This is a genomic window from Novosphingobium sp. BW1 (genome assembly GCF_008107685.1).
Taxonomy (GTDB): Bacteria; Pseudomonadota; Alphaproteobacteria; order Sphingomonadales; family Sphingomonadaceae; genus Novosphingobium.
This window is the reverse complement of the sequence record NZ_VIRF01000070.1, coordinates 25,655-49,544: the sequence shown is the minus strand read 5'-3', so window position 1 is coordinate 49,544 and position 23,890 is coordinate 25,655. Positions and strand designations below refer to the sequence as shown.

General features: G+C 64.6%; 20 protein-coding genes and 3 pseudogenes. 6 read left to right on the top strand and 17 right to left on the bottom strand.

Annotation, left to right across the window (positions count from 1 at the left end; genetic code table 11):
- Window positions 1–519 (top strand): DUF4269 domain-containing protein, encoded by a 519-nt coding sequence (locus FMM79_RS10840; protein ID WP_148627518.1) that lies wholly within the window; start codon window positions 1–3, stop codon window positions 517–519.
- 60 nt (window positions 520–579) lie between these two features.
- Here the strand turns inward: FMM79_RS10840 and FMM79_RS10835 are convergent, their stop codons facing one another.
- From FMM79_RS10835 to FMM79_RS10795, 9 genes are all read right to left on the bottom strand, one after another.
- The gene (locus FMM79_RS10835; RefSeq protein ID WP_148627517.1) at window positions 580–1,158 is read right to left on the bottom strand and encodes a TIGR00730 family Rossman fold protein; all 579 of its coding nucleotides are present in this window, start codon (window positions 1,156–1,158) and stop codon (window positions 580–582) included.
- A 50-nt stretch (window positions 1,159–1,208) separates the two neighbouring features.
- Window positions 1,209–1,742: a phosphoribosyltransferase gene (locus FMM79_RS10830; protein WP_148627516.1), complete on the bottom strand. Its 534-nt coding sequence runs from the start codon at window positions 1,740–1,742 to the stop codon at window positions 1,209–1,211.
- Between the two features lie 86 nt (window positions 1,743–1,828).
- Window positions 1,829–2,785: a LysR family transcriptional regulator gene (locus tag FMM79_RS10825; protein WP_148627515.1), complete on the bottom strand. Its 957-nt coding sequence runs from the start codon at window positions 2,783–2,785 to the stop codon at window positions 1,829–1,831.
- 305 nt (window positions 2,786–3,090) lie between these two features.
- Window positions 3,091–3,870 (bottom strand): IclR family transcriptional regulator, encoded by a 780-nt coding sequence (locus tag FMM79_RS10820; protein WP_148627514.1) that lies wholly within the window; start codon window positions 3,868–3,870, stop codon window positions 3,091–3,093.
- 153 nt (window positions 3,871–4,023) lie between these two features.
- Window positions 4,024–4,803, bottom strand: a complete 780-nt coding sequence (locus FMM79_RS10815; RefSeq protein ID WP_162528488.1) for a helix-turn-helix domain-containing protein — start codon at window positions 4,801–4,803, stop codon at window positions 4,024–4,026.
- Window positions 4,804–4,953: 150 nt separating this feature from the next.
- Window positions 4,954–6,183 (bottom strand): MFS transporter, encoded by a 1,230-nt coding sequence (locus tag FMM79_RS10810; protein ID WP_162528487.1) that lies wholly within the window; start codon window positions 6,181–6,183, stop codon window positions 4,954–4,956.
- 236 nt (window positions 6,184–6,419) lie between these two features.
- On the bottom strand, window positions 6,420–6,719 hold the full coding sequence (locus FMM79_RS10805; RefSeq protein WP_205466611.1) for a hypothetical protein: 300 nt from the start codon (window positions 6,717–6,719) through the stop codon (window positions 6,420–6,422).
- 11 nt (window positions 6,720–6,730) lie between these two features.
- Entirely contained in the window at window positions 6,731–7,780 is a 1,050-nt protein-coding gene (locus FMM79_RS10800) for a class I SAM-dependent methyltransferase (protein WP_162528486.1), read from the bottom strand.
- A gap of 60 nt (window positions 7,781–7,840) precedes the next feature.
- Window positions 7,841–8,671: an alpha/beta fold hydrolase gene (locus FMM79_RS10795; protein ID WP_162528485.1), complete on the bottom strand. Its 831-nt coding sequence runs from the start codon at window positions 8,669–8,671 to the stop codon at window positions 7,841–7,843.
- Between the two features lie 275 nt (window positions 8,672–8,946).
- Between FMM79_RS10795 and FMM79_RS10790 the strand changes: the two genes are divergently transcribed.
- Window positions 8,947–10,188, top strand: a complete 1,242-nt coding sequence (locus tag FMM79_RS10790) for a serine hydrolase (protein WP_148627508.1) — start codon at window positions 8,947–8,949, stop codon at window positions 10,186–10,188.
- A 114-nt stretch (window positions 10,189–10,302) separates the two neighbouring features.
- Here the strand turns inward: FMM79_RS10790 and FMM79_RS10785 are convergent, their stop codons facing one another.
- The 3 genes from FMM79_RS10785 to FMM79_RS10775 all read right to left on the bottom strand — a co-directional run bounded on the left by FMM79_RS10785 (window position 10,303) and on the right by FMM79_RS10775 (window position 15,259).
- Window positions 10,303–12,609, bottom strand: coding sequence for a TonB-dependent receptor (locus tag FMM79_RS10785; RefSeq protein WP_148627507.1), 2,307 nt, complete (start codon window positions 12,607–12,609; stop codon window positions 10,303–10,305).
- A 179-nt stretch (window positions 12,610–12,788) separates the two neighbouring features.
- Window positions 12,789–13,865: a class I SAM-dependent methyltransferase gene (locus FMM79_RS10780; RefSeq protein ID WP_148627506.1), complete on the bottom strand. Its 1,077-nt coding sequence runs from the start codon at window positions 13,863–13,865 to the stop codon at window positions 12,789–12,791.
- On the bottom strand, window positions 13,862–15,259 hold the full coding sequence (locus tag FMM79_RS10775) for an MFS transporter (RefSeq protein ID WP_162528484.1): 1,398 nt from the start codon (window positions 15,257–15,259) through the stop codon (window positions 13,862–13,864). The genes FMM79_RS10780 and FMM79_RS10775 overlap by 4 nt, the downstream gene beginning before the upstream one ends.
- A 236-nt stretch (window positions 15,260–15,495) precedes the next feature.
- On the opposite strand from FMM79_RS10775, the gene FMM79_RS10770 reads away from it, so the two are divergent.
- Window positions 15,496–16,887 (top strand): FAD-dependent oxidoreductase, encoded by a 1,392-nt coding sequence (locus FMM79_RS10770; RefSeq protein ID WP_240339112.1) that lies wholly within the window; start codon window positions 15,496–15,498, stop codon window positions 16,885–16,887.
- 7 nt (window positions 16,888–16,894) lie between these two features.
- Here FMM79_RS10770 and FMM79_RS10765 read toward each other — a convergent pair.
- A pseudogene (locus FMM79_RS10765) lies at window positions 16,895–17,584 on the bottom strand (winged helix-turn-helix domain-containing protein).
- 108 nt (window positions 17,585–17,692) lie between these two features.
- Between FMM79_RS10765 and FMM79_RS10760 the strand changes: the two are divergent.
- Both FMM79_RS10760 and FMM79_RS10755 read left to right on the top strand, forming a co-directional pair.
- Window positions 17,693–18,007 (top strand): annotated as a pseudogene (locus FMM79_RS10760) (IS110 family transposase); the annotation flags it as partial.
- Between the two features lie 299 nt (window positions 18,008–18,306).
- A pseudogene (locus tag FMM79_RS10755) lies at window positions 18,307–19,367 on the top strand (IS630 family transposase).
- A 274-nt stretch (window positions 19,368–19,641) separates the two neighbouring features.
- Here FMM79_RS10755 and FMM79_RS10750 read toward each other — a convergent pair.
- Window positions 19,642–20,223: a hypothetical protein gene (locus FMM79_RS10750; RefSeq protein WP_148627503.1), complete on the bottom strand. Its 582-nt coding sequence runs from the start codon at window positions 20,221–20,223 to the stop codon at window positions 19,642–19,644.
- A 79-nt stretch (window positions 20,224–20,302) separates the two neighbouring features.
- Window positions 20,303–21,442 (bottom strand): class I SAM-dependent methyltransferase, encoded by a 1,140-nt coding sequence (locus tag FMM79_RS10745; RefSeq protein WP_148627502.1) that lies wholly within the window; start codon window positions 21,440–21,442, stop codon window positions 20,303–20,305.
- Window positions 21,443–21,629: 187 nt separating this feature from the next.
- Between FMM79_RS10745 and FMM79_RS10740 the strand changes: the two genes are divergently transcribed.
- Window positions 21,630–22,094, top strand: coding sequence for a DUF4440 domain-containing protein (locus tag FMM79_RS10740; RefSeq protein WP_148627501.1), 465 nt, complete (start codon window positions 21,630–21,632; stop codon window positions 22,092–22,094).
- A 19-nt stretch (window positions 22,095–22,113) separates the two neighbouring features.
- Here the strand turns inward: FMM79_RS10740 and FMM79_RS10735 are convergent, their stop codons facing one another.
- Both FMM79_RS10735 and FMM79_RS10730 read right to left on the bottom strand, forming a co-directional pair.
- Complete coding sequence (locus FMM79_RS10735) at window positions 22,114–22,431, bottom strand: hypothetical protein (RefSeq protein WP_148627500.1); 318 nt, start codon at window positions 22,429–22,431, stop codon at window positions 22,114–22,116.
- 27 nt (window positions 22,432–22,458) lie between these two features.
- Entirely contained in the window at window positions 22,459–23,868 is a 1,410-nt protein-coding gene (locus FMM79_RS10730; RefSeq protein WP_148627499.1) for an MFS transporter, read from the bottom strand.
- Window positions 23,869–23,890: the final 22 nt, after the last annotated feature.

Below are 23,890 nucleotides of genomic sequence, written 5' to 3'. Positions count from 1 at the left end.
GTGGACTGGCGCGGCATCCTCGCGACGAGCGGTCTGCCCGACGTCCTGGCGGCCTACGATGCCCGTGTGGTTGGCACGTTCCCGCTCGGACTGGACGTTGCAGGCAGCGATGTGGACATCATTTGCCATGCGCCCGAACCTGAGGTGTTTGCACAGGAGCTATGGGCGTGTTTCGCAGGGTGCGAGCACTTTGCCCTGCGGCAGTGGGCGCACGGGAAGCGCGCGGTGATCGCGCAGTTTTCCATCTGCGATCTGCCCTTCGAAGTCTTTGGCGCGCCAGTGCCGGTCATAATGCAGGCGGGATGGCGCCACTTTGAGGTCGAAGAGCGCTTGCTGGCCCTGGGTGACGGGGCTTTGCACGCTGCGGTGCGGGCGCTTCGCCGCTCCGGGGTGAAGACCGAACCGGCCTTCGCACAGGTTCTGGGCCTTGCAGGGGATCCGTACTTGCAGTTGCTCGACCTCGCCTCGGCCCGCGATGCCCAGTTGCGGGGCATTCTCGCGCAGGCGGGCTTTGCCTAGGGCGACATGCGAAACAGGCCGGCGGAAGGTGTTTTTCCGCCGACCCGCTTTAACTGTGCCTCAGTTTTCGCCTTCGTGGAGCCAGTGCTCGGTTTGGGGCGGGATAAATTCGATGATGCGGTCGAGGAGCCGCTCGGGGTTGTCGTCGACCAGCAGCATGTCGCGGTGGCGGTCCTGGAGGAAGCCCTCGGAGACGATCTTGTCGACGAACTGGATGAGGCCGTTGTAGAAATCGCCCACGTTGAGCAGGCCCACGGGCTTGGCGTGGTAGCCCAGCTGCGACCAGCACCAGGCCTCGAACATCTCTTCGAAGGTACCGATGCCGCCCGGAAGCGTGACGAAGCCATCGGAGAGCTTGGCCATCAGCGCCTTGCGTTCGTGCATGGATTTGACCACGTGCAGCTCGGTGATGCCCTGGTGGTCTTTCTCGCGCGCGCGCAGTGCTTCGGGGATGACGCCGATCACCTCGCCGCCCCCGGCGCAGACCGCGTCCGCGATCACGCCCATCAGGCCCACCTCACCGCCGCCATAGACGAGGCCTATGCCGCGCTTGGCGAGAAGCGTGCCGAACTGCTCGGCCGTCTCGCGGTAGATCGGGTTACGGCCTGGGGAAGAACCGAGGTAGACACAGATGCGCATGAACGGGATATTCTTTCTGCTATCGCACGGGAGGGGCAGGCGCGAAGGCCTCAGGCAAGTCTTTCAGGTACCGAAAGCGCCTCGGCGGTAATGGTTTCCCGGGTCGAGACCGATTCCCAGGGGAAGACGAACCAGCGCTTGTCGTGGCTGCGATCGATGGTCTGGGCCCAGTAGTCGGTCTTCGCGCGCGAACTGGTGTTGGTGATGATGACGGCAAAGCGCACGAAGCTGGCGTCCGCGCCCAGTTCGGCAAGGCGCGCGCGCAGGAACTCGATGGTGCCGCCGCTGTCGTTGATGTCGTCGATGAACAGCAGCTTCTTGCCTTGCGCACTCATCACCGCGAGCTTGGCGAGGAGTTCGTCGGCAAAGTCGGGCTGCTTGGCGGAATGGTCGATCGAGAGCATGGGCACATCAAGCTGGTGCGAAACGTAGCAGCCCGGGACGAGGCCGCCGCGTCCGATGCCGATCACGAAATCGGGCATCCAGTCACTGTCGGTGACCTTGCGCGAGACAACGCGCACCTTGGCAAGGAAGTCCTCGTAGTATTCGAGGTACTGCAGTTGGGGCTCGGACGTGTCGTCCATGGGGGACTCCTGAGAGGAAAACTTGGGGGAGGGAGAGCCTTTCGAATTACCCAATTCCGGCCCTGCAAACAATATTGGAACGCGCGCTATTCCCCTGCCTTGCGCGCCGTTTCCGTCCCGAAATCGGCCAGCGCGCTGCGATGGTCAAGGCGGGTGTAGCCATTACCGATCTCGCGCAGGACCAACGCGGCGGCGTAGGACGGCGTGCGCGCGGAGGCGGTGCACAGCGCCAGCGTCATGGGCCGCAGCAGCGGTTCGGCGATGCGGGTGAACTGCAGGCGACCTTCCTGCACTTCGGTCATCACGTCGAGCGAGGTGAGGATGCCAATGCCCGCGTCCTGGCGCACAAGTGCCGCTATCATCTGGATATTATCCGAGGTGACGCGCCGTTCGAGGGGGGCGCTGGTGGCCGCTTCGAGAAGGGCGACCTGCTGGCCGACGGCAAGCGGCTCGCCCGGCGCGATGATAGGTTCGCCCACGCATTGGGAGAAGCGGGCTTCCGCGCGCGCGCCGAAAGGATGGCCGGGCGGAGTGACGAAGCCGAGGACCACTTCCACGTAGGCGCGCACGTTCAATTCGCGCAGCGATTGGGGATCGAACATGATCCCGCAATCAACTTCGCCCTCCGCGACCGCGCGCCGCACCGAATCGTTGTCGAGCACGCGCAGCGAGATCGTGATGCCCGGATAGTCGCGCTGGATGCGGTGGATGGTTTCGGGAATGTAGCCGCGGGTGAGTGCATCGATTACCGCGATCTCGACGTGACCGCGCTTGAGTCCGCGCAGGTCCTCGATCCGCGCGCGGACCTCGGTCATGCCCTTTTCCCACTGGTGGGCGCTGGCCATCATCAGTTCGCCCGCCGCGGTCAGCTTGAGGCCGGTGGGCAGGCGCTCGAACAGCGGCATGCCCAGTTCGGCCTCGACGTTGAGGATCTGGCGGTCGATGGCCGACGCCGACAGGTTCAGCTCGTCCGCGGCCTTGCGGATCGAGCCGAGGCGGCCCACGGCCATGAAGTAGCGCAGGAAGCGCGAGAATGCCGGCATCGCGTGATGATGTCTCCGAGGTGCGCGTTTTTGGGCAACGCATTTCGGGTTAGCATTGCATTTTGCCGGGCGCTGTCAAGGACGCCCGGCCCGGCAGGTCTAGGGGACTGAATCTGCAAGCGCCGGAGTTTGCAGGAAAGAAGCGGAATGACGGAAAGAAGATTCCGAGGACCATCGCCCTCGGGTTCCTCAGCCTGTCGAGCTAACCTTTGTCGCGCCGGCTTGGCCGAGAAAGGTGAGGTCGCCGATTACGGGGTCAAGGGGCGATGACCCCTCGAAAGGTATTTTTCATCTTCTTTCCGTTTTTAGGCGGCCACTGCGCGGCATTCGAGCCGGTCGGAGATGCGCGTGGCCACCGCGTGAAGACGGTCGGCGTAGCGCGCGATCGCGGTCTGTTCGTTCATCGCGTTGAAGAAGTAGGTCAGCGTGAGTGTCGCTTCCACTTCGCCGTCGGCCACTATCGGCACGGCGATCGAGGCGGTACGGTTGGCTTCGCGCGAGGTGTACGGGGCGGCGCTGAGGCCGCGGCCGCGGATCTGCTCGAGACGGGCGAGGAAGGCCTCGCGCTCGAAGTTGGGATCGAGACCCCAGCGGTTGCGCTCGGCGCTGTCGAGGATCGCGTGGACGCGCGCGATCGGCAGGGCCGAGAGGTAGGCACGGCCCGTGGTGCTGCTGAGCAGTGGAATGGTGACGCCCGGATTGCACGGTTCGAAGGTCATCGAGGTCTGGGCGTGGGTCGATTCGCGCACGACCATGCGCTGGCCGACGCGCACGGCGACGAAGACCGGCCAGCCGATCTCACGGGTGAGCGCGGCAATGGGCTCGCGGCTGGCCTCGCTCAAGGGGCCGTCCGAGCGGTAGCCGTGGGCCAGCGATTCGACGAGCGCGGTCGGGCGGTAGGTCTTGGACGTCGGCTCTTGCTCGACCAGTCCCTCATGGACGAGCGTCTGCACGATGCGAAACACCGTGGGATAGGGCAGATTGCCGATGCGCGCGATGTCCATTAGCGGCAGCGGCCCATGCGAATTGATGACTTGCAGGACCGAAATGGACCGGCAGACGGAGCGAATAGGAACCCCTTCCATTTGTGTACTTCCCCCTGTGTTCGCGCGGTTTCGCGTCGTGGTGGGAGGAGGATCGGCAAATTGCGCTGCGCCGCAGCAGGAAATGCAAAGTGTTTCCACCTAATGGAAACTTTTTGAGAAAATCCATTCTGTGAGAAGGACTTTAAGTTGCTTTCAGGGGCAGTCCGGGGTGACATTGCGGGCAATGCTGGCGGCAGTTTCCATCAGCGGCTGCACATAGCGTTCCCGCGCGACATCGGATTTCATCGCGGCAGAGAAGTAGGTCAGCGTGAGAACCGCGAGGATGCGCTCGCCATCGAGCACCGGCACCGAGATCGAGGAGGTCTTGTTTTCGTCACCGAACAGCGAGGGGCGCCATGCGTAGCCCTCGTTCCGAATGCGGGCGAGTGTCTCGAACATCGTCTCCTGGCGGTCCGCATCGGGGCCTTCGCCGCCGGTGTGGTAGTCGCTACCCCAGTTCACCAGGTCGCGGGCATGGTCCTCGGGCAGGTAGGCCAGCCAGGCAAGGCCGGTGGCGCTCCCTTCCATCGGCATGGCCGAACCGGCTTCCCAGTTGTGGAAGGTGAGCGTGGTCTCATGGTGGGTCGAGGCGCGAATGACCATGCGCGAGCCAACCCGCACCGACAGCAGCAAGGGCCATCCTACCTCGCGGGTCAGCGCGCTCATGTGCGGCTGCGCGCGTGAGCGCAGGGCGCTGTCGTCGTAACCGCTGGAAAGCGTGTGGACGAGCGCTGTCGCCCGGTAACGCTTGCCGCTGGCGTCGCGTTCGATCAGTCCTTCATGGACGAGCGTTTGCACGATGCGGAACATCGTGGGGTAGGGCAGGTTCTCGATGCGGACGAGGTCGGTGAGCGAGACTTCGCGCTCGTGGTTGATCGTGCGCAGCACCGAAAGCGTGCGGCTGACCGCCCGGATGGGAACCCCGTTGTCCACTGCCTGCGCCTGTCCTTCCGCGTTGCTTGTGCCGGTTTGGGCACAGAGTGCGGCTCGGTCGGGAGGCCAGCAAGCGGTTCGTTCGCAAGTTGGGCGAACGAAGGCCAAACTTGTGCCTGTTCCTCCGTCACGCGGATAAAAAGGGTGGTGTCAGGCGGGAGCTTCGCCCGACGGTAGCGTGGCGAGCGGCATGGCGAGCAGTGTCGCGGCGAGTAGTGCACCGCCCCAGAACAACGGCGCCGCTTCGCCCTGGAGGTCGTAGAGCGGACCTGCTGCCAGCGGCCCCAAGACGCGTCCCAGCGCGTTGGCCGACTGCATGACCCCCAGCCCGGTTCCTTGCGCATGCGCGGGCGAAGCCATCGAGACCAGGCCCGAGATCGCCGGGTTGACGAGGGCGAAGCCGCTGGAGGTCAGGAACAGGCCTATACCGGCCAGCGCAAGGCCATGGGCGAAGCCGAGTACAACCAGCCCTCCCGCGATGATTGCGAGCGAGAGGGCGAGCATGGCGGCCTCGCCCAGATGCTTGGCAACAGGGCCGGTGACGGTGAACTGGGTCACCGTAGTGACAAGGCCCATGGCGCCGAACAGCAGCCCGATGCCAAGCGGATCGAGGCTCAGCACGTCGTCGGCAAAGAGCGCGAGGATCGCCTCCATCTGGGCAAAGGCGATCGAGACCATGAGTGCAAAGCCAATGGCCGCGGCAAAACCGGGGCGGCGCAGCAGCGGGCCCTTGTCGGCCGCGCTGGGCTCACTGGCGATGGGCGCGGCCTCGGGACGGGTCTCGGGCATCAGCCACCAGGTCAGGAGCGCGGCGACAAGGCCCAGCAGCGCGCCCACCACGCAGACCAGCGCAAAGGCGTTGTCTTCGCCGGTTAAGCTAGCGGTCACGCCGCCGATGGCCGGGCCGAAGATGAAGCCAAGTGAAAATCCGGCGCTGACGATGCCCATGACGTGGGTGCGGTTGTCACGCGTGGACAGGTCCGAGGCCACCGCGAAGGTGATCGAGAAGCTGCCCGTGGCAAGGCCGCTCACGAAGCGGGCAGCCAACAGCGTCAGCGGCGAGAGCGCGAAGATGTGGAGGACATAGACAAAGGCGCCCACGGCCAGACCACCGATCATCACCGGGCGGCGCCCCCAGCGGTCCGACCAGCGCCCCCATAGCGGACTGGAGAGGAACTGGCCGAGCGAAAAGGCGGCGACCGCGCCAGCAATTTCGATCCCGCTCGCCCCGATCTGGCGACTGTAGATGGCAAAGACCGGGAACATCAGCCCGAAGCCTGCCAGCGAGACGAAGTTGACAAGGATGATCGCGATAAGGGCCCGGCGCCGTAGCGACTGGGCCGTGGTGTCATCGCGGGCAGCAAGCGGGGCGTCGGACATCGGGAAACACGGCCTTGGATTGGAGAACCTGACGAGGAACGTCTGGCCTGATTGCCTGCGAAGAGAAAGGGGCAGCGTGGCATTGGTTGCAAGCCGGAAAGGAAACCACTCTGGGGGCCATCGCCCTCGGGCTTCCCAACCTGTCCCCCTCACCTCTCCCGCACCGCCGTTGCGCAGCCAGGTGAGGTGAACGGTCATGGGGTCAAGGGGTGATGCTCCCTTGACCCCATTGCTTCCTACGCGCCCTCGGTTCCGGCCAGCGCGGCGACGATCATCTCGACCATGTGCTTGCCGCGCGCGTCGAGCTTTTCCTGCATTTTGGCGCTGGGCTGAAAGGTCTCGATCTGTTCGGCGATGTTGATGCCGTTTTGCGTAAGCAGTTCCTCCATCACCGCGACGCGGTCGGTCAGGACCCAGAGTTCGCGGGTGAGGGCGAGCACCGCGCTGCCCACCCGGCCCACGTCCGCATCGACCAGCGTCGGGCGGTCGGGGTGGTTGTAGGCCTTGGGGTTGGTGGGCGTGGCAATCGTGTTCATGGCTGCGGCGTTCATTTCGGTTTGTGTCCCTTCACGACGTGGGGATAGATGCCTTGCGCCGTGACATCGACGAAGCCGGCCGCGCGGGCCACTTCGGCAAGATCGAGGCTGGCGGATTCGCGCCAGTAGGGTTCGCCCCCGAGGCGCGCGTTGCTGTCCGCGCGCCAGACCGAGAGCTTGTCCATGTCGGCGTAGCGGGTGACGTCGGACATGATCATGTCGCCGCCCGGCTCCAGCACGCGGAAGGCCTCCTCGAAGACGCGGCGGATCACGTCCGCGGGGATCTCGTGGAGCAGGATGTACGAGGCGACGAGGTCGAACGAGGCGTCGGCAAAGCCGGTGTCCTCGGCAGGGCGCTGGTAGAGCTTCCAGGCCCAGCCGTGGGCGTTCCCGATGCGCTGGGCGTGCTCGAGAACGCGCAGAGAAAGGTCGACGCCGATGATCTCGGCCCCGGGGTAGGTCTCCTGCAGGGCCTGTGTGAAGTGGCCGGTGGAGGCGCCCATGTCGAGGATGCGCTTGTAGTCCTCGCGCGGGGCCATCGCGGCGACTGCGCGGCGCTGCTTGAAGATGCCGCCCGGAAAGAAGGCGTTGACGAGCTTGCGGTGGACGATCTCGCCGTGGATGTAGCCTTGCATCTCGTGGTCTTCCCAGCCGCCTGCGGTGCGGTGGAAGTTGACGCCCTCGAAGTAGGCCGGGGGCTCGGTTCCATCGGGAGCCGGTTCGAGGGTAGTCGCGCCTTGCGACTGGTAGCGCTCGATCACGGTATCAACGTCTTCACGCACTTCTTCGAAGGCTTCGCGCGCGATGAGGCCGTGGTTGCGGGCGTTCCACTCACCGATCAGGGCCTGGGTGCGCCAGAGCGGGCTTGCCATCAGGCGCTGCTCGATCTGCTGGCTGCGCTGGTCAATGTCCTGCGGCAGCTTCTCAGGGTCGGGCACGACGCGGGCGATGTCCTTCTCGACCTCGCCGCGCAAGCCTTGCGTGCCGCGTCCGAAGTGCAGCAGGAAATCGAGCGAGGCGCGCCCGCGCTGGCGAAAGGGCGGTTCAAGTGGGTTGGTCATGCGCATTCTCTTCTCAAGCTCTCGTGGGGGTGGGTACCAATGTGCCCCTGGCGGGTGTCCTTAGTGGGCACGGGCCTCGGCCATGGGGTCGCTGCGTTGGGCCCAGATCGTGGAACCGGGGAGCGTGCCGGCAAGGGCCGCGCGCATGAAGTGCGCGGTTTCGCGGGTCATCCGGGCGAGCGCGTCGGCGGCCTCGCGCGCACCGTCCTCGGTCGGGCGTCCGTAGGCCCCGTTGAAATAGTGATTCATGTCAGTGAAGACGAGCGCGTAGCCCAGCCCTCGGGGTGCGGCCTCATAGGCGTTGAGGTGCTGGTGCCAGTCGTCGATGAAGCCGGGCAGGACATCTGTGGTTCCGGTGACGACGAGCGCGGGGCGCTTCAGCGCGCCGAGCCCTTCGCGCGTCGCGAGCCCCTTCATTTCGCCCGGAGGAGACAGCGCGATGACCGCCTCGGGCGCGCGAGTCATGCCTAACGTCCAGGCCGGTTCGGCAAGCGTTGCCCCGCCCGCGACCAGCGCGATGAGCGCGCCGTAGCTGTGCCCGGCGGCGATTGCCTTGCCCGACAGGGTCGTCTCGTCCAGCTTCAGGTTCTTGGGAAGCGTCGTAGCAAAGGCTGCATCGACCGCGCGCCAGTCGGCAAGACGGGTGGCGCGGCTGTCGGGGTATTTGTCCGGTTCGGGGTATTCCTCGGAATCGGTGTGGAGCGGGGCCGCGACAACAAAGCCTTGCGCGGCCCAGGCGCGCAGCACGCGGTCATAGCGTTCGGGCGTTGCGAAATTGCCGTGCGAGAAGATCACCAGCGCGCAGGCATGGCACGCGGCCTCGGGCGCGTAGACGGTGACGGCAAGCTTGCGTGCGTCTTCGGTCGTAAGCGTCACGGTTTGCCTGCGCACGCCAGGCGCGCTCTTTTCGGCAGCATTTACCCGCATCGTGGGTGCCCCGGGTACGGTGGATGCACAGGCCGGAAAGCTTGCCAGAAGGGAAAGCGCAGCGGTTGCCTGAAGCAATGTTGGAAACCTCGTCATGACGGCAATGATCGACGAGTTGGCGGCCGAGCGCTCCCCGTTTTGTGCGCTGTGTTCGTCAGTTGAAAACGCATGCAGTCCTGCATTCAGGTGCGGGGGAGCGCGGTGCAGAACACAGGCCACGAGATCAGGAGAAACTCTGCATGAAGCGATCCTTCGCATTCCTTGCCCTGCCCACGCTGTTGCCCGTGCTGCTGGCTGGCTGCGCCGCTGCGCCGGTGTCCGAGACGCCCGCGCGCGCCGATACCGCGTTGAGCGAGGCCGAGGCTGAGGCGCTCTACCAGGAGCGCTTTGCGCGCTACATGCGGCGCCAGCCCGGCGCGGGGCTTGCCGGCTACGACACTCTCGCTCCGGTTCAGGGCACGACAGCCTGGAGGCCTTTCCCGAAGGGGGGCAGCGTGGCGCCCGATGCTGTTACGGCCGCGCGCGCCTATGCCGCGCAGGCGAACAGTTCCGCGTTCCTAGTCTGGCAGGATGGCGAGATGGTGAGTGAGGACTACTTTGGCGATACCGCCGCCACCAGTCCGGTCGTCTCCAAGTCGCTGGCCAAGCCGTTAGCGACGATCGCGGTGGGCCGGGCCATGGCAGCAGGGCATATCGCCTCGCTCGATCAGCCCATGTCCGATTTCCTGACCGAGTGGCAGGGCACTCCCAAGGCCGCGATCACCATTCGGCAGGTTCTGGGCATGCGCTCGGGGCTCCTGCCGCAGGGCAGTTCCACCGATCCCGACAGCGTGCTCAACCGCGCGTACCTGCACCCCTTCCATGACCGGGTGCTGATCGAGGACTACCCGCTCGTGGACACGCCGGGCAGCCGCTATGAATATTCGAACGCCAATGGCGATCTTGTCGCGCTCTTGATCGAGCGCGCAACGGGCACCCCTTACGAGGACTGGCTGGGCCGCGAGGTGCTGGCGAAGATCGGCGCGCGCGGCGGGCAGATCTGGATGGATCATCCCGGCGGCACGCCGCATTCGGGTTGCTGCATCCTGCTTCCCGCTGAAAGTTACCTGCGCCTTGCCGTGCTGCTGGTACAGGACGGAACCTGGGAGGGCGCACGCCTGCTGCCCGAAGGTTTCGTGACCGCCATGCGCACGCCTTCGGCGCAGAACCCGCACGCCGGGCTCGGTGTCTACGTGGGTGCCCCCTATGTCGAGTGGCGCGGACCAGCCAATCCGGAGCTTACCTATGGGCGCAGCTACCATTCCGAGCCCTATGCCACGGACGACCTGTTCCTGTTCGACGGCAATTCCAACCAAGTGGTCTACGTTGTGCCCTCGCGTCAGCTGGTGGTGCTTCGCACCGGCGACAGCCCGCCCAAGGAGCCGGTCTGGGACAACACCGTGCTGCCCAACCTCATCCTGCGAGGGCTTTTCGCTGACTGAGCTGTCACGCGCCGCGCAGTTGAGACGAAAAGGGGCCCGGAACCATGCGATCCGGGCCCCTTTCTCTATCTGCCTTGTCCCCGCGCCTGGCAGCGCGGGGGATAGCTCCTGCGATCAGTACTTCGCCTTGAGGGTGATGCCCATGGTGCGGCGCTCGCCGTAGAACAGCTGGTAGCTGTTGCCCGAGGGAAGCAGCACGACATAGGCGTTCGAGACGTACTTCTTATCGAAGAGGTTACGCGCCCAGATGCTGAGGTCGAAGTTGCCCAAGGAGATGCCCGAGCGCGCGTTGAACAGCGTGCGCGAGGGGATTGTCGCCTCGTTGGCGGGCGTGGTGTACATCTTGTCCTGCCAGCTGACATCGCCGCGCAGGAAGAACGAGCCGTTGTCCCAAGGCATCTCGGTCTGCCACTGCGCTCCGAACGAGCCCTTGGCGCGGGGCGTACGCTCGATCTGGTTGCCACCGACGCTGCCATCGGGCGTGCAGACGATCCCGTCGCAGGGGGAAACCGTGCGGCTGAAACGGGCATCGACCGTCTCGTCGCTGTACTCGCCATGGGCGTAGGAGAAGTTGGCATCGAACGACCAGTGGTCGTCGGGATAGAACGCGGTGTCGAACTCGGCGCCGTAGACGGTGGCACTGCCCAGGTTCAGGACGATGTTCACCGCGTTGGGATCGTTAGCGTACGTGTCGGCCGAGTTGATCTGGATGTCGCTCCAGTCCGTGTAGAACAGGGCGGCGTTGAAGGTCAGGCGCCCACCCATGAGGGTGTTCTTGGCGCCCACTTCGTAGGTCCAGTTCGATTCCTCGCCATAGGTGCGCTGCGTGTCCGAGGCGGCCGTGGCATTGAAGCCGCCTGCCTTGGTGCCGCGCGCGGCCGAGGCGTAGAGCAGGGTGTCGGCCGAGGCGTCGAATTCGGCTGTGAAGCGCGGGGTGAAGGCGCGGAAGGTGTCGGCGTAGCCCATCCCGTTGCGGTTGTTGAGGACCGAGAGGTCGGTCCAGGAATAGCGCCCTTCTGCACCCAGGCGCAGGTTCCCGGAGGGCGAGGTCCACTGGGTTTCCCCGAAGACCGAGCGCACCAGCGTGGTCGTCGTCGTGTTGGTGAGCGTGAGGTTGAGCGTCGCGTTTTCGGTAAAGGGCACGACCGGCTGGCCCTCGCTCAGTGGCGGGGCGTAGACGAGGTTGAAGTTGTAGTCGTCATCGCCCTTGGAGATGAACCCGCCGAAGGCGAAGTCGAAGCCGGAGCCATCGTAGTCGACGCGCCATTCGTGCGAATCGTAGTCGATCTCGCCCACCGGCGCGTTCTGGAAGACGCAGCTGGCAACGCAGTTCGACGGGTCGGACACGGTCATGTTGCCGATGCTGACATCGCCGGTGACGCGGCCAAACAGGTAGCTGGCGTTCCAATGCGGTGCAAACTCGTAGGCGGCGCGGATGCGCGCGATCTGCGTGCTGGTCCATGCGCCGTAGCTGCGCGGATCGACATTGGCGCGCGATCCGGTGCCGGGCACTTCGCCGCACATCAGGCTGGGGTTGCCGCTGGCACGAATGGCGCCGCAGTTGAGCTGGCCGTTGGCTTCCTCGTAATTGGCGTTGGGGTTGGATTCGCGCTCGATGTCGAACTCGGAGTAGCTGGCCTCGATTACCATGCCCTCGGTCGGCCGGGCGATGGCCGAGACCGACCAGGAATCGTTATTCCACCCGCCGATGCGCCCGTCCGTACCCGGGCTGACCCCGGCATTGGCCCAAGGGTTGGAGTTCTTCCAGGTGCCGTCGAACTCGGAGTGGTTGTATGTGGCGGCAAGGCCGAACTGGTCGCTGATCGGCAGCTTGGCTTTCACGCTGGCATCGTAGCGGTCGTAGATCCCGGCGGTCACTTCGCCCTCGGCGGTGAAGTTGCCGTCGGTGGTGGCCTTGTAGGCGATGAAGTTGACCGCGCCTGCAAAGGCGTTGCGGCCGTAGCGTGCGCTTTGCGGGCCCTTGACCACCTCGACGCGGTCGAGCGCGGCCACGCCCATGTCGACCGACCAGCTTCGCGGCATGTAGATGCCGTCATAGAAGGTGGCGACGTTGGTTTCGAGCGCGGTCACACTGGTCTGCGCCTGGGCGCGGATGACGGGCACCTGGAAGCCGCTGGAATAGTTCTCGAAACTGAGGCCAGGGGTGAAGCGCGCAATGTCGCTCATCCCTTGGACCGACTTCTTCTCCATCACTTCGTCGCTGAGCGCGGTGATCGACATCGGCACCTCCTGGATGCTCTCCGCACGGTTGCGCGCGGTGACGACAATGGTGCCGGCCGGCTGGTTCTCGCTCGCGGTCGGAGCTTCCTGGGCACGAGCGGCACCGGGCAGCGCGATGGCGAGCGCGCCCAGCGCTATCGAACACAGGGCCTGCGTCTTGTAGGTATGGCGATGGATCATGGTTCCCCCTGGATGGTCGTGTTCGGGCGCATCGGCCCGCGTCTCCTCGGGGGGAAGGTGTCCCGTTGGCAGCGCGCCCCCAAACTATTTGGGGGGCGCTGTTCAAGGGGCGAATTCGCAAGCCGCTGTGGCGTTCACCGCTGTTCGCAGGGTGAACGCCACAGCGGGGAAAGGAAGCCTCAGACCGGCTTGCGGCCCTGGACGACGTGGGGATAAATACCGTGCACCGTTACTTCGACGAAGCCAGCCTCGCGCGCTACTTCGGCAAGATCGAGGCTGGCTGATTCGCGCCAGAACGGCTCGCCGCCCAGCCGCGCGCCGCTGTCCGCGCGCCAGACCGCAAGCTTGTCCATGTCGGCGTAGCGAGTGACATCGGACATGATCATGTCCCCGCCCGGCTCCAGTACGCGCAAGGCTTCGGCAAAGACGGCGCGGATGACGTCGGCGGGGATCTCGTGGAGCAGGATATAGGAGGCGACGAGGTCGAAGGAGGCGTCGGAAAAGCCGGTGTCTTCGGCGGGGCGCTGGTAGAGCTTCCAGTCCCAGCCCTGTGCGTTGCCGATGCGCTGGGCATGTTCAAGAACGCGCAGCGACAGATCGACCCCGGTGATCTCAGCCTTGGGGTAGGTTTCCTGCAGGGCTTGCGTGAAATGGCCGGTCGAGGCGCCCATGTCGAGGATGCGTTTGTAATCGTCGCGCGGCGCCATCGCGGCGACTGCGCGCCGCTGCCTGTAGATGCCGCCGGGATAGAGCGCTTCCACCAGCTTGCGGTGGACGATCTCGCCGTGGATGTACCCTTGCATCGCATGATCTTCCCAGCCGCCCGCAGTGCGGTGGAAGTTGACACCTTCGAAATAGGCCGGGGGTACAGCGCCTTCGGGCGCGGGCTCGAGCGTGGTTGGACCTTGCGACTGGTAGCGTTCGATTATCGGATCCAGATCCGCGCGCACGTCCTCGAAGGCCTCGCGTGCAACGAGGCCGTGCATGCGCGCGTGGTATTCGTCCAGGAGTTGGCTGGTGCGATAGGCGGGACTCGCCAGGCAGGTCTGGCTGAGCTGCCGGTCACGCAGATCGAGATCGTCGGGAAGAACCGCCGGGTCGGGCAGCATCTCGGTCTGCTCCGCGCTCACCTGGTTGCGCAGCGGCTGACCGCCGCGCGCGAGGTGGATCATGAAGTCGAGCGAGGCGCGTCCGCGCTGCTGCGCGGTGAAGGCCAGAGGGTTGTCGGTGTCAGGTGCGGCCAGGGTTTGGGTCACGAGACGTCCTCCTGCTTAAGTTTGTATCCGGCAAGCAGCGTGATCGCCGCGATGCTCAGGAAACCGGGAATGTAGCATACGCCGAGCAGCAGCGCCTGCCGGATTTCCGGTGTGCGCATGGCTTCGGGCGGCAGCGTCTTGTCGAACCCGGCGGCCGAAAGCGCGATGCCCACGATCAGCGGTCCAACGGCGAAGGTGAACTTCTCGGTGAAGCTGTAGAAGGCGGTGTAGACGCCCTCGCGGCGAACGCCGGTTCGCAGCGCGTCGAAGCTGATGATATCGGTTAGCATCGACATTGCCATTATGACGTTGGCGCAGGCCCCGAACGAGACCACGGCCATGCGCAGCACGTAGAATATCAGCGGCTCGGTCGGCGAGGCGAAGTACCAGCTCAGCACGGCCAGCAGGTAGAAGCAGCCGCCCACGATGTAGGTCTGGCTCTTGCCAATCTTGCGCGAAAGCCGGACGAGGAGCGGGGCCGAGGCGAGCTGGACCAGCGTGCCCACGACCGCGGCGGGCGCCAGGATCGTGAGGTCGCGCTGAAGCACGTTGAGGAGAAAGAACATCGCGGCCGCCTGCGAGGAGGCAACTCCGATCAGCTGCGTGGCCTTGACCCCGAGCAGGCGGATGAAGTGGCGGTTGGAAAAGACGTGGCCGACCTCGCTCAGGATCTTCGGACGCTCCACCTGGCTGGCGGTGAAGCGCGCTCTGCGCGTGCCCAGATAGGCAATCATGGTGGCGCCGAAGATGATTGCCCCGCCGCACAGGCCGATCACCGTGTAGGAGAACTGGCTCGTGCGCCCAAGTGCCTCGAGCGCGATGGGTGAGATCGTGCCGACTACCAGCGAAGCGATCGCGACATACATCATGCGCACGCCGTGGATGGCCGAACGCTCGTGGTAGCTGTCGGTCATCTCGGCCGGCATCGACATGTAGGGCACGTTGAAGAGCGCGTAGCCGCAGGTATAGATGAGGAGGGCGCCGAAGACGTAGGACGCGCGCAGGATCTCGCTCGCGAACATCGGGGTCGTGAAGATCATGATGAACGAGCCTGCGCAGGCGAACGAGCCCCACAACAGGAACGGGCGGCGACGGCTGCCGGTGGTGCGCAGACGGTCACTCCAGGTGCCCACGACCGGATCGGTGACCACGCCTAGCAGCTTGCTCACGAAGATTAGGGTCCCCGCGAGAGCCGGGCCGATCTGCAGCACGCTCACCATGTAGAACAGGATTAGGCCGCCGATCGAGTTCATCAGGATCGCGATGCCCAGCGCGCCCGAGCCCCAGCTGTACTGCAGGCGTAGCGGAACCTGGCGCGGGTTCTCGATGGTATCGCGGGCCGGATCGGGCAGGAATGCGTCCTCCCCGCTGGCGTCGGCGACCTTGCTTGTCATCTTGGCTTCTTCCCCACTCGTCTCGCACGCTTGGTGCACGAAGGGGAAGGCTACCGCGCCCATAGGCCCAAGGCGCGCGCTCATTCGATGCGAATTCATGTGATGAACAGCCGCTTCCCAGAGGTCGGGGGCACAGCTGTTCACCTGCTGAAAACAGCGCGCTTCAGGGCAGGACAGGCGCTTCCGCGACGCTAGTGTGCGCGGCTTGTTTCGAGATGACGAAGGAAGACCTTACGATGAGCGATACCCTGCATTTCCCGGTCGTTGTCGTGGGCGCCGGGGGCACGGGGCTCACCGCTGCGCTGGCCGCGCACGATGCGGGCGTGGAGGCGCTGGTAATCGAGCGCGACGCGACCCCTCTCGGCTCTACGGCGATGTCGACCGGGCTTATTCCGGCCTCGGGCACGCCCGAGCAGGCCGCGCAGGGGATCACCGATTCGCCGGAACTGTTTGCGCAGGACATCATGGCCAAGACCAAGGGGCTGACCGATCCCGACATGGCGCTTGCCATCGCGCGCGAGTCGGTCGAGACGATTGTCTGGATGCGCGACGAACACGGCGTGCCGCTCGACCTGGTCGATGGCTTCCTCTATCCCGGGCACAGCGTTCGGCGCATGTACGGGACGCCTAACCGCACCGGGGGCGAGCTGATGGCCGCGCTGGAAGATGCCTGCGGCAAGGCCGAAATCCCGATCCTGACCGAAGCGACCGTGGAAGAGGTGCTGCATGACGGCGCGCGGGTGACCGGCGTGCGCTACCGCCGTCCCGACGGCGTGCTGGAAGATGTCACCTGCGACGCGCTGATCCTGGCTTGCTCAGGCTTTGCGGGCAATCCCGAGATGGTGGCAAAGTTCATCCCCGACATGGCTGCGGCCACCTTCCATGGCCATCCCGGCAACAAGGGCGATGCAGTGCGCTGGGGCGAGGAACTGGGCGCCAAGCTAGAAGACATGACCGGCTACCAGGGCCACGGCGGTCTCGCCATGGGACATGGTATCCCGATCCTGTGGCCGCTGATCATGGAAGGCGGCTTCCAGGTGAACCTGGAGGGCAAGCGCTTCTCCGATGAAAGCGCGGGCTATTCCGAGCAGGCCGCCAAGGTCAACGCGCAGCCCGAGCACGTTGCCTGGTCGATCTTCGATGAACGCCTGCACCAGCTCATGTGCGCCTTCGACGACTACCGTGATGCCTTGAAGGCAGGCGCCGTGGTGAGCGCGCAGACGCTCGAGGAACTGGCCGAGAAGATCCGCCTCCCGGCCAAGGCGCTCGGCGCCACGCTGGCCGATGTCGCCGCTATCGCGCGCGGCGAGGCGCAAGATGCCTGGGGGCGCCGTTTCGAGGAGCGCCACTTGCTGGAAGCGCCCTATTACGCCGCGCGTGTCACGGGGGCGCTGTTCCACACCCAGGGCGGTCTGGTTGTCGATGCCGAGGCGCGCGTATGCGGCGCAAACGGCACGCCGCTGCCCAATCTCTTTGCCGGTGGCGGCGCGGCGCGTGGGATCTCGGGCACGGGTTCCTACGGATATCTTGCGGGTAACGGCCTCCTTACGGCAACGACGCTGGGCAAGGTGGCCGGGCGCAGCGCCGCGCGGCTGGTACAGGGCTCAGTTATACCTAACCAGCATTGATCAGAACCTACCAGGCCCATTTGCGGTCTCCGATGGTCATGATGCGCCAAGGCTGATCGATGAGCTTGTTCCAGGCTTCACAGCAGGGGGCGACGATGTTTGCGTAAGATGTGAAGACACGGTTGGAGACACAGTTGTCGCGCATGAACTGCCGGACATTCTCGACCGGGTTGAGTTCTGGGCATCTGGCCGGGAGCGCGGCGCCCTTGCCCAGTTCCGGACAGATCGCGCCAAGGAAATAGACCGATTTCGTCCTTTGATCCTTCGACGCCGATGGCCGCGTTGCGTGTCTGACCCAGCGTCGCGTGATTGTATTCTTCTGGCCGACGCGTCCTCGTCCTGGAACCATATTTCTATGGGTATGCCCTTCACGAGGGTCGCTTTGACCTTTGCCAGCACGGCAGCGAGGCCCCCTTTTTGAAGGCCTCAATGGCATCTTCGTTCTGGGCATGGTGGCGAGGCCGCGCCGTGAGGTTGACGTAGCCCAACTTTTTCAACTCACGGCTGTTGGTCGTCTCTTCGAGCGAGACTGCAAATTCGTCATAGAGCTGTTGGGCCAGATCGATCAGCCGCCTCCGTCGTAAATTTCGGCCAAGGCCAGCAACCGGCGCGCCTGGTTCGCGCTCTTCGTCGTCCGCGACATTCGTCGCAGCGCTGCCCCGTCATAATCTTCTCGCAAACTAGTCGCTGAACCCATGACGCCACACTCCAAAGTCGCAGCCACATTGATGATGTGGACGCCCCGCACTGCCCAGCGATTGCCATGTTTCCGGTCGGACAACCGAGAGGAAGAAGGGCGTTTGCAATGACGATCACGACGATTGGTCTCGATCTGGCGAAGAGCGTATTCCAGGCGCACGGCATCGACGAGAGCGGTGTCACGGTGCTGGTGAAGAAGCTGCGCCGCAAACAGATGCTGCCCTTCTTCTCGAAGCTGCCGCCTTGCCTGATCGCGGTGGAGGCTTGCGGAGCGGCACTCTATTGAGCCCGCACGCTTTTTGCGATGGGGCGCGAGATCCGCCTGATCTCGCCATCTTATGTCAAGGCCTTTGGGAAGCGCGGCAAGAGCGACGCGCTTGATGCCGAGGCGATTTGCGAAGCAGTGCAGCGTCCTATGCTCGAGCGGCGATCAATACGTACGCCGATGGCGAACTGGATCAGGAAGCTTTCCGAGAAAAAGCTCTTCCGGCTCGTCTCGGTGGCCCTTGCCAGTAAACTCGCCCGGATCGTTTGGGTCGTGTCGACCCGCAAGGAGGCCTATCACCCCTACGCCCATCTCATCTGATCACGCCAGGTAACCCCAAATGGTAATGGCACTCGATGATGAGTAATACCAAGGCGCGCTGAGGCTGACTCACGCGACGGATTCCCAAGCTGATGAAAATCTGTTTCGACGTTGCAAGCACATGGAGGCTTGCGATGGCGGCAGCGATTGGGGTTCGATCTGACTACACCGGGTTGGATTTGCGTCGATTTGCACGACGAAGTGGCGATGCCGATCAGGTCCGACGTCTGTTGGCTGTCGCGCTGATCCTAGACGGCGGGAGCCGCAGCGAAGCTGCGAAGATAGCCGGCGTGACGCTGCAAATCGTGCGCGACTGGGTTCTGCGCTTCAATGAGGGAGGTCCCGACGGTCTGGAAACGCCCAAGCCCCGGGGGCGGGCTTCGATCCTGAACGATGAGCAGCGCGCCCGGCTTGCCGAGATCGTCGAGGCTGGGCCAATTCCTGCAGCGCATGGCGTAGTGCGCTGACGGCTGTGCAATCTGGCGCAGTGGATCTGGGACGAGGCTCAATTGTCGGTCACACGCCACACCCTCGGGCGCGAGCTTCGCGCTATGGGCTACCGCAAGCTCTCGGCGCGGCCCTGCCATCGTGGCCAACAGCCTGACGACATTGTCGATTGTAACAAAGCTTCGCCACCCGTCTGGCGCAAATCAAGCGGCGACTCCCGCGAGGAACGCCGGTAGAGCTGTGGTGGCAGGACGAGGCTCGCCTCGGTCAGCAGACCAGGCTCACCCGGCGCTGGGCGAAGCGCGGCACGCGGCCCTCGGCACCCAAGGATCAGCGGCGCTCCTCGGCATGGCTGCTCGGCGCGATTTGTCCCGCCGAAGGTGAAGCCGTCGGCATTGTACTGGCCCGCTGCAACAGCGAGGCGATGAGCATGCACCTCGAGGAAATCGCCTTCCACGTCGCGCCCGGCGCACATGCGGTCATCCTGCTCGGTCAGGCCGGATAGCACGGATCGGCCGAATTGGTCGTGCCGCCCAACATCACGCTGATGCCGCTGCCCCCGAGGTGCCCGGAGCTCAATCCGGTCGAGAACGTCCGGCAGTTCATGCCCGACAACTGGCTGTCAAACCGCATCTTCAAATCCTACGACGATATCGTCGATCATTGCGGCTTCGCTTGGAACCAACTCGTCGATCAGCCATGGCGGATCATCTCGCTCGGATTGCGCCAGTGGGCCCATGGGTTCTGATCTATGCGCGTTGGTATAACGATCGAGGCAATGCTGAGACCAGACCATCTGATTCAATGGGCTTCACGGCGTGGGAGCGTGTTTAGGGACCTCACCGGCGGATTTCCATCAAGGCCAGCGGCAGTACAAATGCCGCATAAACAGGCCGGACATATGAAAAGAACCGGTCAAACCCGTCCCAACAACGATGCCATTGCCAAGGGGGGCGTCCATATATGAACCAATTTTGCCGGGCTGGAAATCCCCTGGGCGTCAGACAATGCACAGGTTGGTATCAGCTCTCCCAAAGCGTCGCGATACATGCCGCAAGAATGCCGGTCAGGACACCGGCAAGTATCTCGAGGCGGCCATGGCGCGCAAGTTCGAGGCGCGACCAGGCGATGGTCGCCGTGAGAAGTCCCTGGATCAGCGCCAGTTCAGGATGGACTCTGGCATAGATGCCAGCGGCGAGGATAGCGAAGGCGACATGCTGGGACAGTTTCAGGTAGTCTCCTGAAATCCAGGCGATCCCGAAAATGGAGGTACTCGCTGCGAGGATACCTGCAAGGGTCTTGTCGCCAAGAAAGGCTGCGGTGATGGCGGCTGCCAGCGTGGCGAGCAGGCCCTGCCGGTTCCATTGGGCCCTTTCAGACAGGGCGGAGGCATCGAAATGCCGCCAATGACCATGCCGCACCTTCTTCCAACTCCAGAGCAGGAGTCCCGACACCAGCGCCAGCCCCAGAATGAGCGAAGGTACGCGTAGGCCTGCCTCACCTGTCCCTGCAAGCGTTACGACACTCGCGGTTGGCAGCACGATCGCGGGATGTCCCACTGTCGAGATGCCCCGCGCGAGTATCTGGCGATTTGCCTGGTCCATGGTGCGGACATGCGGCATTGCCGGAGCGGGCGCAATATCACGGAGGCATGCGCCGGGTTGTGTGTCGCCTTTGGCGGGCCTAGGGCTTCACCGCGCGCGTGACCCAAGGGTAGGATTGGGCGCCGAGGCCATAGGCCTCGACCTCGACAAAGCCGGCCGCGCGCAGTTCGTCTTCCCAGTTGGCCAGGCACGTCTCGCGGAAATAGGGCTCCTCGCGGTGGTCGTTGTCCCATTCCAGGAGTACGGCGGTAAACATATCGACCGCGCGGAACGGGGGTGGGTCGGAGATCACGATCTCGCCGCCGGATTTGAGAATGCGGAAGGCCTCGGCAAACATCTCGCGGTTCACGGGAATGGGGGCTTCGTGATGGACGGCGTAGCTGAAGACAGCGTCCACGCTCTCGTCCGCCTCGCCCGTCCTGCGCGCGTCGCACTGGCGCAGGTCCACCTTGAGACCCATCTTTTCGGCGAGGCGGTGGCCCTCTTCCAGGCCTCGGCCGTTGAGGTCGCAGCCGATCAGTTCGGCCTCGGGAAAGACCTTGGAGATCGCGAGCAGGGTGAACACGCTGCCACAGCCGATCTCAAGGATACGTTTGTGGTCGCGCCGGCGGAAGTGATGGACAACAGCGATGCGTTGGCCGCCAATGTTGGAGCCCGGCGGCACTGCGGCAAAGCCGCCGTAGCGGAACACGCGCCCGATCCCGGCGCCCTTGGTGCCAAGGTCGTAGTCCCCTACGCCGATGGGGGCGAGATGGAAGTGGATGCCCTCGTACCAGTCGGGCAGCGGGGCTTCTGGATCGAGGGCGAGGCGGCCGCCTGCGCTGTTTACCGGCAGGCTGTCGAGATGCTCATGCATCGCGCGCATTTCCTCGGCGGCGACGAGGTTGCGGTTCATCATCTCCTCGGCGACGTAGCGCTGGGCGAAGCGTTCCATGCGGTAGTCGGGAAGGCTGGCGGCAAGCGCCTTGGCCTTGTCGACACGTTCTGCAATCGCCTCGGGCGTATCGGCGGTGCCGGTCGCGTGCGCCTCGGTAAGCGCGCGGCCTTCAGGGCTGCTCTCGAAGTCCTGGCGTGCGGCTTCGCGCGTTGCGACTGAGGTGAATTTGAGGATGCCGCCCAGCACGTCGAGCCCGGCGCGGCTGCGCTGCGACATGGTCTGGGACGCGACGGGCATCCGCACGGCCTGGATGCCGGTTCCTTCCGGCCTCGCCTCACTCATTTCGCGCCTCCATCCTCGGCTAGGGCATCAGTTTCTACCTTCCGGCAGGGTGCGGCAAGGGCTTCCGCCACGCGCGCATTTTCCCAGGCGCTGTTCAACAGGTGAGCAGGCGGCGCATCGGCACTGCGGCAAAGGGCCCGGGGCGTGCTGTGATGAGCACACGATCCAGCACAGGAGGATAAGGACGATGACGGGTTCGAGATGGCGCATCGGCGCACTGTTGGCCGCACTTGTGGTCGGAGTGGGCAGTGCGCCTGTCCGGGCGGACGAGACCGAAACCGCGCGCGCGGCGATCTGGACGCTGGAACAGGCGATCTACGAGGGGCGCAGCAAGGGCGATATTTCAGCCTATGCGAACACGACCGCCAAGGGGTACATGGCCTGGCCGCCGGTGCTGGCAGCACCGATGCGGGTGGACGGGTTCGATGCGGCCCCTGCCAACCCCCAGGCCTCGCAGGAGAAACTGGCGATCAAGCTGATCGATTTCACACTGCACGGCGAGACAGCGATCATCTACTATCGCACCCACCGAACGCGGCTCGCTGACGGGACGCCCGCCGACGACCGCTTCGATGTCACCCATACCTGGATCCGCGAAGACGGTGCCTGGCGGGTGCTGGGCGGAATGGCGCGCAGCCAGGTCCTGCCCTGATTGCCCTGGAGCGTGCCGGTTACTCTGTGGTGAAGCCGGCACGCTCCAGGATCTTCTGGTACGTGCGCTCCTTGGCCGCAAGCGGTGCGCCCATGACCGAGGCAATCATGCGGTCGCGCAGCGCTTCCACCTTGGGCTCGCGCTCGGGCGTCCATTCGAAGCTCTCCACGCTGCCGGTTTCGAGCACGCCTTTATCCTCGAGCAGTTCCTCCACGACAGCAAGGCGGTCGCGCGTGATCCACAGCTCGGAGAGCAGACTCATTACCATGCGGGCGAGATCTTCGGTGTCCATGGCTTCGAGATAGCGGTGTGCGGGCGGATTGTTCGGGTGCGACATGGCAATGGCCTTTCGTGGACAAGGGGCTCATACGGGCGCGAGCGGCACCTGGGCTTCGAGTTGGCGGGTCTCGAGCTGGGCGATGCGTCGCTGGATCACGGCGTGGCGGCGCTGGTCGATCGGAAAGCGCCAGATGATGAGCGCGCCGCCGATCTTGAGAATTGCGGGGAGCAGCGCGACGGTAAACAGCATGCCGAAGGCGGCAGTCGCACCGTTGGTGGCGCCCGCGCGCGCATCGTAGCCAAACAGGCTGAGAAGGAGGAAAGCCGCGCCCGCGCCGATGGCCAGCGCCACCTTGTTGGTGAGAAGGTAGAAGGCGAAATAGCCCCCGGTGCGCTGCTCACCAGTGCGAAGGCGCCCATAGTCGGCAACATCGGCCAGGATCGCGGGACTGATGACGACGATGGCAGACGCGCCTGCGCCGATGAAGACAATGACAACGAAACTGATCGCGAGGATCGTGTCGAGGCTCATCGTGGCGACATCGACGAACCAGTAGCCCTGCATCGCGAGGCTGGAGATCGTGACCGCAACGACATAACTCCTGTGCTTGCCGAAACGGCCTGCGGCCCAGATCCATAGCGGCATCGAGGCGGTCATGGTGATCGCGAAGACGGTCATCAGATAGGGGTACCAGGCGCCGAGTTTCAGGTAGCCATCGTAGAAAGTGAAGATGATCTGCAGGATCCCCATCCCCATCCCGCACAAGGTGAAAGAGGCGAGGTAGATCCACAAGGGCTTGTTGGAGCGCACCGACTTCAGGAAGCCGATCAGTTTGGGGCGCTTGGCCGGAAGCGCGATCCCCTTGGGCGCGAAGAAAAAGCTGATGCCGATCGTGATGGGGAAGATCACTGCGGCCGCCACGAAGAAATAGGCGAGCATGTCGATCGAGTAGGCCGAGCTTTCGGCGAGGCCGAACCAGGCGACCGCGATGGGCAGGACGTAGTTGCCCAGGCTTCCCAGCTGGGTGACGATGGCCTTGGCGCCCGTGATCTTCGAGCGCGCATTATAGTCGGTTGTCAGCTCCGCGCCCCAAGACTGCTGGTTGATGTCGATTATCGTGAATCCGAAGTCGTAGAGCGCCTTCCACGCGACAAGGTAGACAAGGCCGACAGGTCCGCTCGGGCGCAGCAGGAAGAAGGAGGCGATGAGGCAGAGCAGGCCGCCCGCCACGATCCAGGGCTTGCGCGCGCCCCAGCGCGTGCGCGTGCGGTCTGAGACGTAGCCCATGAGCTGGTCGGTGACGGCATCGAACACCCGCAGGCTGACGAGCACGCCGCCCAGTGCGGCGAGGTCGATGCCGAATTCCTTGGCGTAGAGCTGGGGCACGTAGGCCATCATCGGCATCTGCAGCAGGCCCGGCCCGAAAGCGGCGAGTGCGAACGTGATAAGGGCGACGTGCTTCGGCTGCGTGGCGGCTCGTCTCGTCTTGGTCATCGGGCGAGTGTGCCGCAAGAGG